The following is a 12,542-nucleotide window of genomic DNA, read 5'->3' as shown; positions in this document are numbered from 1 at the left end:
ATGGGGTCTATTTAACGTTAAGAAAATTACGCTAGAACTAGGCAAAAGTTTTTGTATCTAGTTGTTCTAAATAAAAAATTTTTAACGACGTTATAGTGCAATTTAATTCGTTAAATTGATCAAAGGTTTATGCAGGTTGGTATTATTATCCAGCGTTCAGGTTAACTAACAAATAGTTCTTTAGTTTATATATTTAAAAACCGCATTTTATTAATGCGGTTTTTTATTTTTAGCATACATAAAGTTCTTAAATTACAGACACAAAAAAGCCGTATTCAAATTGAATACGGCTTTTTAAACTCTTAAGTTTAAAATTTATTTAAATTAAGAAATGATTTCGTGTAGTTCAACGTCAAATACAAGCGTTGAGAAAGGTGCAATTGCAGCACCTGCGCCACGTTCACCATAAGCAAGCTCATGAGGAACGTAGATACGCCATTTAGTTCCTACTGGCATCATTTGTAATGCTTCAGTCCAACCTTTGATCACGCCACCAACTGGGAATTCAGCTGGTTGGCCGCGCTCGTATGAGCTATCAAAAACAGTACCGTTAATTAATGTACCGTGGTAATCAACACGAACTGTAGATTCAGCAGTTGGCTTTTCGCCTTCACCCGTTGCTAGTACTTCGTATTGAAGACCAGACTCTGTAACTGTGATTTCAGGGCGTTTAGCATTTTCTTCTAAGAAAGAAACACCTTCAGCAGAAAGTACTTTAGATTCTTCTTCACGACGAGCTTGGATCTCTTCGTTAATTTTTTCAAATGCAGCTTGGATCTCAGGGATCTCAACTTGAAAAGCGCTACCTGCGTACGCATCTTTCATGCCTTCAAACACTGAATTTAGGTTTAAGCCTTCAAAAGGATTAGACTTAAGTTGCTCACCCATTTGTAAGCCAATACCGTAACTTGCTTTTTCAGCATCTGTAGTAAAATTATCTGACATAATGTGTTTTTCACGTTTTGTTAGTTAAAAGACGCAGCTATGCTATCACAAAATAAACCGTTTTTGGGTCTAGTTTTTGCTGAGTTTTACCTTTAATAGACCAACAATATAACTACTCACTACTAAACTGAATAAAATTCCAGCAAGCAAGGGGAAAGTAAGCAATCCTACTTTGCCAAGCAACAAAAATGGCACAACTATAAGCCCTATAAAACCAATAAACACGGAAGCAATAGTGGGCCAATATTTATCGTATTTTGTAATTAAATGAGCAGTTAAAAGATTGAAACCAACACCATAAATTAATGCAGTAATAAGAGCGTATTCTGGTTGTGCATCGGCTGCCATTTTAACTAGCAAAGTAATTGCACTGTGGTAGCAATAACTAAACACGGTCCATAATAAAATATGTTTAATTAATCGCTGTGGGATTGATTGAATAGATTTTGTCATTTTTAACTTCCACATAGCAAAAAACCGCCAATAAGGCGGTTTTTTAAATAATGGTGGAGAGATAGGGATTTGAACCCTAGATGGGCTATAAACCCATGCCGGTTTTCAAGACCGGTGCATTCGACCACTCTGCCATCTCTCCGTACGGCGCGTATAATAGGGGTAAATGCGTAATTTGTAAAGGTTTAATATATAAAAATTAAAAAATGACTCAATTACTAAAATAATCACTATCTAAGGCTAATAATACTGCTTTGGTTTTCGTGCAATCCACGAACAAATTAAACACACTAATAAACTAAGCGTAAAAAGAGTAATACTTTGAAAAATCAAGCCAAAATGATTTAATTCTCCACTTGGTACGACAACGAGCATAACCGCAGGTAAAGCACTTAATAACAAGACATAACAGCAGATTTTAAACGCACGAGCAAAACCGAACCGTTTTGATTGCTGCATCCACCATGTTAATACTGCTAGCACACCTATGGCTGAGCATGCTATGAATAGCGCTGTATTCGTACTCATGCCTATATATAGGGTTAAAAATGCCCCTAAAATCCCCCAGATTGACCACGCTAACCAATTTTCTTTTTCTTGTAAAAATAGATTTCCCATAATATAAGTCTTCTTTATTGTTATTTTTGTTGAGACTTTCCATACACTATCAAAAAACAACCGATTAAAAAACAAACTGAAGAAGAAATATTACCATTAATACATCCGAGCGCTTCTCACAGCATCACCATTCGTTGCTTAATTGTGTAATTTTAAGCGTAAAAAATTGTGACTATGAAAAGTGCATAAAGTTCATACTATTTTACAGATAGCTAAAATAAGTTTCTGGTTTATGGCGAGGTGACTTTTTACAGTTAACTACGGGGGTACCTAAATATAAATAACCAACAATTTCATCATGCTCGCACAAATTAAGCGCTGCTTTTACAGCTGCACTTTGTGCAAAATAACCTGTACGCCAAACGCCCCCCAAGCCTTGTGCAAATGCGGCTTGTTGCATGGCTAATACACTACATCCAGCACTCTGTACTTGCTCTATACGCGGTACTTTTAGATGTTCTTGATACTTTGCAATTGCGATAATAATCATGGGCGCGCGCAGTGGTAATTCCTTAGCCCGATTAATAACTTTTTCGGCTTGTTGCTCAGTCACTGCGCTTTGATGATAGATTTCACCTAATGTATGGCGCGCATCACCTTGTACAATAATAAACTGCCACGGCGCTAAACACCCATGATCCGGAACTCGTAATGCAGCTTGTTGAATAATGGCTAGCTGCTCACTATTTGGCGCAGGCTCAGTTAATTTTGGATCAGACTGGCGGGTAAGTAAAAGCTCAATTGCGTTCATCACGTTTCCTCAAAAATAAAACGCTAGAGTAACATTTAAAACCTGAAAAAATAAATATCGATAGCAAAACGGCCACATAAAATAAATTTATGTGGCCGTTAATAATCGTATATTTAATGCGTCATTGTTTTACAACACTTCGCTTTAGCCAATAATCAATACTGACAAAACGTCCCCCGCCCATAAAAAACAAGCTCAATAGCATAGCAAAGTAGATAGCTGAAAATTCAATACCATTATTTAAAATTGAGGGCTTTCCTTTTTCATATAAATAATCAGCAGAACCATGCTCTTCGACTAAATTACGAATAATGCCAATTCTATCGCGTACTTCTAGCGAGTTTTCGAGGCTTTCTTTAGCACCTGGAATAGACAACCAATCAAGTACTTGTGCCGCGCTGGTATCCGGGTTTGTAGGCGCTATTGCAAACCAGCCATTATGCCAATGCACAGATGTAGCAGCAACCACCATTGTAAACATCAGCGGAATGCTCACTAAGCGGGTTAGCAAACCAAACAATAAAAACCAGCCACCTAGAAACTCACTCCACCCAGCTAAAAAAGCAAGTAAATCGGGAAAAGGTAATCCTAACCCCCATTCACTATTGCCAAACCAGTGAACAACGTCGGGAGAAGCTAAAAAGTTATCGAGGAAGCGAGTGGTTTCAGTGCTTATGGCAAGTTTATTGTAGCCTGCAATAATCATCACAGGCGCTAAAATCAAGCGAAAAAGTAAAGCCGGAAAACCATCTAAAAATGATAATTTACCCAGTATTATGTCGTAAATACTTATTATTTTGTTTCTCATGCGTGCCCCGTTTGTTCATTGTTTACTAAGTTATAGACTATAAACAACCAAGACCGCATTAAAACAAAAAGTATTTCATACCAAGGTAGTAACGTTAAATAACCTTAGCAGTGGTTAAGAAGTTTACTAATATCTTAAACCACAATGATATTGTTATTTATTTTTCTCTAGCCAGCTATTTTCAGCGCTAACTGCGTTAAAAATAGCTGTTTGAGGTAGGTTTCTTATTTAGACTTCAGGTTAAATACTTCGCGCGATTTGTAGGGCTTCAAATATCGCGCGTTTAGCATCAATCGCTGAAGCGAGTTTAGCCCCGCCAATGACATGCACTTTTGCATTATCAGCATAGTCTTTAAGCACTTCATTATTTGATACCTGTCCAATACAGGCAATAACAGTATCAACTGGTAGTATCTGTGTTTCACCGGCGACGGTAATAGACAGTCCTTTTTCATCAAAACTATTATATTGGCAATCAGCAATTTGCTTAACGCCATGCTGTTTTGCTACTTGACGGTGTATCCAACCCGTTGTTTTACCGAGCTCACTACCAAAGCGCCCTGCACTTCGTTTTAACATATACAATTGGCGTTCATCTTTATGTGGCTGCGGCTGACATTCAATACCCCATTGCGTTTTAAAATCAGCGATACTTTGCGATTTGTGCTCACTTAAAAAGGCAACCATATCAAAACCTATGCCACCAGCACCTAAAATGGCAATTGACTTACCTAACTCAACTTCACCGCGAATAACTTCATCATAAGCAAAAACGCGTTTACCATCATCGCACTTGATAGTTGCTTCTCGTGGTCTTACACCGGTTGCAAAAACAACATCGTCGTAATTTTCAAGCATGCTATCGTTATAGGCTTTTCCTAATTCGACCGCTACGTTTAAGCGATCCAACTCATTCGTGTAATATGCTAATGTGTGGTTAAAGTCTTCTTTACCTGGTATTTGCATCGCTAAATTAAACTGACCGCCCATTTGCATTTTTTGGTCAATTAACGTTACTTTGTGACCTTTTTGGGCCAAATAACAGCTTGCTGATAAACCCGCAGGGCCTGCGCCAACAACAAGTACATTTTTGACTTTAGCAGCTTGCTCTAATGGGTAATCGAGCTCAAACGCAGCTTGAGGATTAACTAAACAGGTAGCACGCTTATTTTTAAATACATGATCTAAACAACCTTGGTTACAGCCAATACAAATATTAATTTGCTTAGATTGCTCATTCGCGTATTTATTAAAAAACTCAGGATCAGCAAGTAACGGCCGAGCCATTGAAATTAAATCGGCTTCGCCTGCATTTAAAATATCGTTAGCAATCTCTGGCGTATTAATTCTGTTAACAGCAATTACAGGAACACTCACCACGTCTTTTAAACGTTTTGATGCTTCTTTAAATGCACCTGGCGGAACCATACTCGCAATCGTAGGCACACGTGCTTCATGCCAACCAATACCGGTATTAAAAATATCAACGCCTGCTTTTTCAAGCTCAGTTGCTTGAGTAATGACTTCCTCAGGTGTTGAACCGTTTGGAATTAAATCAATAACTGACAACCTAAAAATAATTAAAAATTGTTCAGATACTTTTGCCCTAACCGCTTTTACTATTTCCAATGCTAAACGCATTCTATTTTCTAAACTGCCACCAAACTCATCTGTACGCTTATTGGTATGCGGCGCCATAAATTCGTTAATTAAATAACCTTCAGAGCCCATTACTTCAACGCCATCGTATCCAGCCTTTTCTGCCATATAAGCAGAGTGCGCAAAGTCTTTAATTGTTTTTTTAATAGACCCTAATGACATCGCTTTTGGTTTATAAGGGTTAATAGGTGCTTTTATAGCACTAGGCGCTTGGTTAAATGGATGATACGCATAACGCCCAGCGTGGAGTAATTGCAAACAAATTTTTCCGCCGTGTTTATGCACTGCATCGGTGTACGCACGGTGCTTAAATACATCATAATAACTATTAAATGATGACGAAATAGGCGTTAACTTACCGCGTAAATTAGGGCTATATCCACCTGTAATTAACATTGCGGTGCCGCCCTTGGCGCGTGCTTCATAAAATGCGCGTAAGCGTTTTCGGTTATGCCAACCTTCTTCAAGGCCTGTATGCATTGAGCCCATTACTAAGCGGTTACGTAATTGCGTGTGTTTTAATTGTAATTGTTGTTCTAACATCTTGTGCCCCGTTAACTGGTCTAACCTGTATACATTAGTTAATTCTGCTTTAATCGCAAGTAATATGCAATATATGACTGTATTTAATTATTAATCTCGTAATAGTATTAAATAATCATTGATACGCATTAATTTAGTTTAAAAAATAATATTAAAACATAAAAAAAGCCGCAATTACGCGCACTTGAACATATTCATAAACACTTCGTTACGATTTAGCAGTTAAACTTATTTTTATTCTGAGATAAGATGGAGTAAATGTATTAGCTGTACCAACTTAAGGAGCTATTTTGATAGCAAAAATATTCAAAGGTATTTGGACTGGGATCAATTTTTCTCGTCGATTAGTACTTAACATTCTGTTTTTATTACTTGTAATTGTTTTTATTGCGGGTATTACTAGTGATGAAGATAAAATAACTGTTGAAGATGGCTCTGTACTTAGACTCAACCTTAACGGCCCTATTGTTGAAGAAAAAACTTATGTCGATCCAATTGAAGCCGCTATTAGTGATGCAACATCAGGCTCTGAAGCGCCGAGCGAGATTTTACTAGACGACATAGTAAAAGTAATTAATGAAGCCGCTAAGGACGAGCGTATTACGGTATTACTCCTTGATTTACAAGAAATGCCTAAAGCGCACTTAAATAAGCTTAAACAAATTGCAAATGCTATTGACCGCTTTAAAGAAACAGGCAAAAAAGTTATTGCATCAGGTTATTACTACACACAAGCGCAATACTACATTGCGTCACATGCCAACGAAGTTACCATGCATCCATACGGAAGCGTAGCCATTGAAGGTTACGCCATGTATCCCCTTTACTTTAAAGATGCACTTGAAAAGTTAGAAGTAACGCAGCATATTTTTCGTGTTGGTACGTTTAAGTCAGCCGTTGAACCATTTATTCGCAATGATATGTCTGATGCTGCAAAAGAGGCTAATCGTGTTTGGTTAGGGGCACTTTGGAATCAATACAAACAAGATGTTGCTGCAGCTCGCTCATTTGATGAGTCAAATTTTGATGAAACAATGGATGTATATCTAGCTAAAATGCAAGCAGCAAACGGCGATGCAGGAAAATATGCAATTGATCACCAATGGGTTGATTCATTAAAAACCACTCAACAAGTCCGCAAGCAGCTTATCGATTTAGTTGGTGAAGACGAAGATGGTAAAACATTCAAGCAAGTTTCATTTCGTGACTATTTAAGCTTAGTTAAACCACCTATGGTATTTGATAACCCAATTACTGAAAAAGTGGCTGTTGTTGTAGCGAGAGGCACTATTGTTGACGGTGAACGCCGAGCTGGCGAAATTGGTGGCGACTCTACTGCTGCCCTTCTTCGTAAGGCACGCCTTGATGATAAAGTGAAAGCGGTTGTGCTTCGCATCGACTCTGGTGGTGGTAGCATGTTTGCATCAGAAGTAATTAGAGCTGAAGTACTTGCACTTAAAGCAGCGGGTAAACCAGTTATTGCTTCTATGAGCTCTGTTGCTGCATCGGGCGGTTATTGGATTGCCTCCGCCGCAAACGAGATCTGGGCAGCGCCGAGTACGATTACGGGCTCAATTGGGGTATTTGGTACGTTTATGACATTTGAAAAAACCCTTTCTACAATTGGTGTTTATTCGGATGGTGTAGCAACAACCGAAATGGCTGGCTTTTCTATCACCCGCCCTCTTAACGAAAAAATGGGCCAAGTAATTCAAATGAGTGTTGAAGAAGCGTACGGTCGCTTTTTAAATGTTGTGGCTGATGCACGTAATATGACCCCAGAGCAAGTTGATAAAATTGCACAAGGCCGTGTATGGATCGCATCTCAAGCACTCAAATTAGGTTTAATAGACAAGCTGGGTGATAAACAAGATGCAATTGACGCCGCTGCAGCACTGGCAAAATTAAATCACTTTGAAGTTAAAACGATAAAACAAGACTTAAGCCCGCAACAACAAATGATGCAAGATGTTTTTGGCAATGCATCAGTTAAGTCAATGTTAGGGCTACAAACACAAAAGACATCTGTATTAGCCACACAAGCTAACCTACAAAGTGTTATAAGTCAGCTAAGCTCAGAAGTAGAAAACCTTAAAGATTACAACGATCCGCAAGGCGTATACGCACGCTGCTTGGTATGCACTATTGCACAATAAAAATGCATCCCAGCCGTTAGCTGCTGTATTTAAAGTAGCTTAAGGTTATAATAAGCCCAGTTTTTTTACTGGGCTTTTTTTATGAAACGCAAACGCATTTATATCGCTTACACTGGCGGTACTATAGGAATGAAAAAATCGAGCCGTGGATATATCCCTGCCGAAGGCTTTTTAACCGAAACAGTCGTTAATAATGCTGAATTTAATCGTGATGAAATGCCTTTATTCGATATTCACGAGTACTGCCCTCTTATCGACTCATCAGATATGTCGCCCGCTCATTGGCAACTCATTGCTGATGACATCAAAAGTAAATATCAAGAATACGATGGTTTTGTTGTTCTTCATGGTACCGATACGATGGCGTATACCGCTTCTGCACTTTCGTTCATGTTCGAAAACTTGACTAAGCCAGTTATTGTTACTGGTTCGCAAATTCCGCTTTCACAATTGCGCTCAGACGGGCAAGTTAACTTACTCAATGCAATGTATTTAGCCGCAAATTACCCAATAGCAGAAGTTAGCTTATTTTTTAATAATCAGTTATTTAGAGGGAATAGAGCAACTAAAGCACATGCAGATGGTTTTAATGCTTTTGCCTCACCTAACCTTGAACCTTTAGCCCTCTCTGGTATTAGTATTCAACTCATTAAAGGTCAACTTAGTCCTTACGTTGAAAACGAGCTGCAAGTTACGCCCATTACCCCTCAACCTATTGGTGTGCTCTACTTATATCCAGGTATTAGCAGAGACGTAGTTAAAAGCTTAGTCAATGATAATATTAAAGCATTAGTTTTACTTAGCTTTGGTGTGGGCAATGCACCTCAGGATCCTGAGTTTTTATCCGTCTTAAGTGAAGCAAGTAAACGCGGTATGGTTATTGTTAATTTAACACAATGCTTAAAAGGTCATGTAAACATGGGCGGTTATGCCACAGGTAATGCCCTATTAAATATTGGTGTTATTAGTGGATACGATATGACACTAGAAGCATGCTTGACTAAGTTGCATTACTTGTTTAGTCAAAAACTAGAAATTGAGACTATTCGCCATTTAATGCAAGACGACCTGCGCGGCGAATTAAGCCGATAACACCATACTAAAACAAAAAGGCACGCTATATAAGCGTGCCTTTTTATTTTTAAAGCAACTAGTTAACCAGAAGCTCAGGTTAGCTATTAACGAACTTTAGCGTCTATCTCGACTAAATCTGTTAAATGGCATGTTTCACCACTGTGGGTTTTAATACCGTGTTCACCAAAGTAATCACGCTGGGCTTGTACTAAATGCCCATTACTTGGTGTTGTTAACGTTGCAAAGTAAGTTTGTGTTGAACTTAGCACTGGAAATGCTAAGCCTGACATAATTGCTTGACCGGTAATTTTACGAAGAGCAGCGGCTTCCTTATCTAAAGAATCGATAAATTCAACGCCCTGCGCCACACTATCTAAGTAGTCAGCACGAATAATACACCCTGCACGCCAAGTCTGTAATGTTTTAGATAAATCTACTTTCCATTGATGTGTACGCGACGCCCCTTTTATAAGTGCTAATCCTTGGCGATAAGCTAATAAACTTGCAAGCGTAAATGCATCTTTCAATTCTTCTAAATCAATATCAACTGTGTTGGTTGATTTAGCTGCGTAGGTCATCTCTTGCGCGGCCGTTGTATCACATGCATTCGTTAAATGACGAGCTTGAACAGCTGCAACTAAAGACGGTACTGCAATTCCCAATTCAAGTGCATTTTGTGCAGTCCAAAGGCCTGTGCCTTTTGCGCCAACTTTGTTATCAATTAAATCAGCAAGCGGCATGTTTTTTTGGTTTTCAAGAGATAAGATATGGCTAGAAATGGAAAGTAAGTAACTATTTAGTTGACCTTTTGACCAGTGATCAAAAATGGCAGCAACTTCTTTAGGTGAACGATTAGTGCCTAGGCGAAGTAATTGATAGACCTCAGCAATTAATTGCATTAGTGCGTATTCAATACCGTTGTGCACCATTTTTACAAAATGACCACTCGCTGATTGACCAACACGTGCAAAACATGACTCGTCATTATAGCTTGCAGCCACTTTTTCAAACCAAGGTTCGATGCGTTCCCAACCACCTTCTGAGCCACTTGCCATCATAGCAGGGCCATGACGAGCGCCTTCGGCACCACCAGATATTCCCATTGTGGCAAATTCAAATTTGTTTTGGTATTTAAGCTTACGTGTAATGCCGTCTTTGTAGTTGCTATTACCACAATCGACTATCATATCGTTACAATCGACGCCCGCATCTACCAGTTCATTACAAACCGTATCAACTAACTCACCCGCTGGAACAAGTAATAAGATAGAGCGAGGTGCTTCTAAACGCTGAACCATGTCTCTTAAATCAGAAACAATGTGGAGCCTATCGGCCATCCCCTGAGATTTAGCACAACTTAATAACTCTTCACCCGCATTCGGATTTTTGTCATAAGCGACTAGCGTGATCCCTTTTTCAATCAAGTTTAAAGCAAGATTTTTTCCCATAACGCCTAACCCGACTAATGCAACTTGCATTTAGTGTCCTCCTCGGTAACAACTATTTGGTTAGTGGATGTAAATAATACCGTGTGATTTATAATGCTTAATCATAAAAGACTAATCTTAGTTATAATACACATGCTTTTTTATTATAGATAAACAAGCTCTGTAATTATATCAAACATCAGTCCTCTGAGGGTGACAAAAAGCGAAGCTATTTAAAATTTAAGAACATTGACGCATTCTGACACCGGTGTCATAATGATGACAGATTAGTTTTGTATAAAATAGTGACAATAATACTAATATTGTCCAAAACTAAAAATATTTTTACCTTTTTGTGTTTATATTTTAAATAGAAAAACAACCGTTAACCCGCTTACATCTTAAGCACACAGGAGAATTTGATGCTTAGACGCACGAAAATAGTTGCTACCCTTGGGCCTGCTACCGATAGAGATAACAATTTAGAAAAAATTATTCGCGCTGGTGCCAACGTAGTACGATTAAACTTCTCACACGGTATTGCACAAGATCATAAAGACCGTGCACAAGCGGTTCGTGATATAGCGAAAAAATTAGGCAAGCATATTGCCATACTTGCTGATCTTCAAGGTCCTAAAATCCGCGTTTCTACATTTAAAGAAGGTAAAGTAACACTTGCAGTAGGTGCTAAATTTACCCTTGATGCAAAAATGGAAAAAGGTCAAGGCGATGTTAATTCAGTTGGTATTGATTATAAAGAATTACCAAACGATGTAAGCCCTAACGATTTACTACTTTTAAACGATGGTCTTATTCAGTTAAGCGTTGATGATGTAGCGGATCACTTAGTGCATTGTACCGTGACTGTTGGTGGTGTTTTATCTAACAATAAAGGCATTAACCGTTTAGGTGGTGGCTTAACAGCGCCTGCATTTACTGAAAAAGATAAAGAAGATTTAATAACAGCGGCTGAAATTGACGTCGATTATATTGCAGTCTCATTCCCTCGTAGTGGCGATGATATGCGCTACGTTCGCTCTCTAGCTGAAGCGGCTGGTTCAAAGGCACAATTACTTGCTAAAATTGAACGCGCAGAAGCAGTCGAAACACAAGACGCGGTTGATGACATTATTTTAGCATCTGATGCAGTAATGGTTGCACGTGGTGACTTAGGTGTTGAAATTGGCGATGCTGCCCTTATGGGTAAACAAAAACTAATTATTCGTCGCGCTCGCTCATTAAATCGTACTGTAATAACAGCAACGCAAATGATGGAATCGATGATCGATAACCCTATGCCTACACGTGCAGAAGTTATGGATGTTGCAAACGCCGTTCTTGACGGAACAGATGCTGTAATGCTTTCTGCTGAAACAGCGGCTGGTGATTACCCTGAAGAAACAGTTGCCACAATGGCACGTGTTTGTTTAGGTGCTGAATCTCAAAAAGAAACACACGTTTCTAAACATCGTTTAGATAGTCGTTTTTCTAGCAATGCAGAATCAATTGCCCTTTCTGCTATGTATGCTGCAAATCACTTAGATTCTGTTAAAGCAATCATTACACTGACTGAATCTGGTAGCACCGCTAAACTTATGTCGCGTATTAGCTCTGGTTTACCAATCTACTCGCTTTCACGTCATGCTAGTACTTTAGGCCAGACCGCACTTTATCGTGGTGTTTATCCAGTATTTTTTGATTCTACAAAAGCTGAAAAAGACGGCATGGTAAAAGCAGCACTTGATACTTTAGTTGCTCAAGGGTCTTTGCACTCTGGCGATACAGTAATTATTACTCACGGTGACTCAATGGAAACTGTGGGCGCAACGAACACAATGAAAATTGTAACTGTTGCATAGTTAATTACTAAATAGCCTGAGCTCTGGATAATAAATCTCTTAACCAGAGTTCAGTTTAAATATAAAAAATGCGAGCCTAGCTCGCATTTTTTGTGCCTGTAATAAACAACTTTTTATCAGTGTTATACCAATTCCATTAAGTATGTGATCTAAATTTTACGCCGAAAAAATAATTCAGTTCTAGGCGTAAATTGATGTAAATGGTTGTTCCCTTTGCGAAATTTACAACAAAGAAATGGGTTGTTTTAG

The 12,542-nt window shown here is 38.7% G+C and carries 10 protein-coding genes and 1 tRNA gene; 3 read left to right on the top strand and 8 right to left on the bottom strand.

The window, feature by feature from the left end; translation table 11 throughout:
- Nucleotides 1-324 precede the first annotated feature (324 nt).
- From H5119_RS18940 to H5119_RS18910, 7 genes are all read right to left on the bottom strand, one after another.
- Entirely contained in the window at nucleotides 325-945 is a 621-nt protein-coding gene (locus H5119_RS18940) for an FKBP-type peptidyl-prolyl cis-trans isomerase (RefSeq protein ID WP_077538055.1), read from the bottom strand.
- A 69-nt stretch (nucleotides 946-1,014) separates the two neighbouring features.
- Nucleotides 1,015-1,398, bottom strand: a complete 384-nt coding sequence (locus H5119_RS18935; protein ID WP_182703337.1) for a hypothetical protein — start codon at nucleotides 1,396-1,398, stop codon at nucleotides 1,015-1,017.
- A gap of 51 nt (nucleotides 1,399-1,449) precedes the next feature.
- Nucleotides 1,450-1,540 (bottom strand) — tRNA-Ser (locus H5119_RS18930).
- 98 nt (nucleotides 1,541-1,638) lie between these two features.
- Entirely contained in the window at nucleotides 1,639-2,016 is a 378-nt protein-coding gene (locus H5119_RS18925; RefSeq protein ID WP_182703336.1) for a hypothetical protein, read from the bottom strand.
- Nucleotides 2,017-2,218: 202 nt separating this feature from the next.
- Nucleotides 2,219-2,767 (bottom strand): NAD(P)H nitroreductase, encoded by a 549-nt coding sequence (locus H5119_RS18920; protein WP_182703335.1) that lies wholly within the window; start codon nucleotides 2,765-2,767, stop codon nucleotides 2,219-2,221.
- A gap of 121 nt (nucleotides 2,768-2,888) precedes the next feature.
- Nucleotides 2,889-3,575: a DoxX family protein gene (locus H5119_RS18915; RefSeq protein WP_182703334.1), complete on the bottom strand. Its 687-nt coding sequence runs from the start codon at nucleotides 3,573-3,575 to the stop codon at nucleotides 2,889-2,891.
- A gap of 240 nt (nucleotides 3,576-3,815) precedes the next feature.
- Nucleotides 3,816-5,777, bottom strand: coding sequence for an FAD-dependent oxidoreductase (locus tag H5119_RS18910; RefSeq protein ID WP_182703333.1), 1,962 nt, complete (start codon nucleotides 5,775-5,777; stop codon nucleotides 3,816-3,818).
- Between the two features lie 290 nt (nucleotides 5,778-6,067).
- Here H5119_RS18910 and sppA point away from each other — a divergent pair, with 290 nt between their 5' ends.
- Together sppA and ansA are read left to right on the top strand one after the other, a co-directional pair.
- Nucleotides 6,068-7,933, top strand: coding sequence for a signal peptide peptidase SppA (gene sppA, locus H5119_RS18905; RefSeq protein WP_182703332.1), 1,866 nt, complete (start codon nucleotides 6,068-6,070; stop codon nucleotides 7,931-7,933).
- Nucleotides 7,934-8,014: 81 nt separating this feature from the next.
- Nucleotides 8,015-9,025, top strand: coding sequence for an asparaginase (ansA, locus tag H5119_RS18900; RefSeq protein ID WP_138585350.1), 1,011 nt, complete (start codon nucleotides 8,015-8,017; stop codon nucleotides 9,023-9,025).
- 86 nt (nucleotides 9,026-9,111) lie between these two features.
- Here ansA and gndA read toward each other — a convergent pair whose 3' ends face one another.
- Entirely contained in the window at nucleotides 9,112-10,485 is a 1,374-nt protein-coding gene (gene gndA, locus H5119_RS18895) for an NADP-dependent phosphogluconate dehydrogenase (protein ID WP_077538063.1), read from the bottom strand.
- A gap of 371 nt (nucleotides 10,486-10,856) precedes the next feature.
- Between gndA and pyk the strand changes: the two genes are divergently transcribed.
- On the top strand, nucleotides 10,857-12,293 hold the full coding sequence (pyk, locus tag H5119_RS18890) for a pyruvate kinase (protein ID WP_182703331.1): 1,437 nt from the start codon (nucleotides 10,857-10,859) through the stop codon (nucleotides 12,291-12,293).
- The last annotated feature ends 249 nt before the right edge of the window (nucleotides 12,294-12,542 follow it).

It is taken from the genome of Pseudoalteromonas sp. SG45-5 (genome assembly GCF_014164085.1).
Lineage (GTDB): Bacteria > Pseudomonadota > Gammaproteobacteria > Enterobacterales > Alteromonadaceae > Pseudoalteromonas > Pseudoalteromonas aliena.
The sequence above is the reverse complement of the archived record's forward strand: the minus strand, read 5'-3'. Positions and strand labels throughout refer to the sequence as shown.

What these genes read in the sequence shown, in the direction of transcription:
- gndA (WP_077538063.1), bottom strand. Translation starts at nt 10,485, where the DNA reads ATGCAAGTTGCATTAGTCGGGTTAGGCGTTATGGGAAAAAATCTTGCT.
- H5119_RS18920 (WP_182703335.1), bottom strand. Translation starts at nt 2,767, where the DNA reads ATGAACGCAATTGAGCTTTTACTTACCCGCCAGTCTGATCCAAAATTA.
- H5119_RS18925 (WP_182703336.1), bottom strand. Translation starts at nt 2,016, where the DNA reads ATGGGAAATCTATTTTTACAAGAAAAAGAAAATTGGTTAGCGTGGTCA.
- pyk (WP_182703331.1), top strand. Translation starts at nt 10,857, where the DNA reads ATGCTTAGACGCACGAAAATAGTTGCTACCCTTGGGCCTGCTACCGAT.
- ansA (WP_138585350.1), top strand. Translation starts at nt 8,015, where the DNA reads ATGAAACGCAAACGCATTTATATCGCTTACACTGGCGGTACTATAGGA.
- H5119_RS18910 (WP_182703333.1), bottom strand. Translation starts at nt 5,777, where the DNA reads ATGTTAGAACAACAATTACAATTAAAACACACGCAATTACGTAACCGC.
- H5119_RS18935 (WP_182703337.1), bottom strand. Translation starts at nt 1,398, where the DNA reads ATGACAAAATCTATTCAATCAATCCCACAGCGATTAATTAAACATATT.
- H5119_RS18915 (WP_182703334.1), bottom strand. Translation starts at nt 3,575, where the DNA reads ATGAGAAACAAAATAATAAGTATTTACGACATAATACTGGGTAAATTA.
- H5119_RS18940 (WP_077538055.1), bottom strand. Translation starts at nt 945, where the DNA reads ATGTCAGATAATTTTACTACAGATGCTGAAAAAGCAAGTTACGGTATT.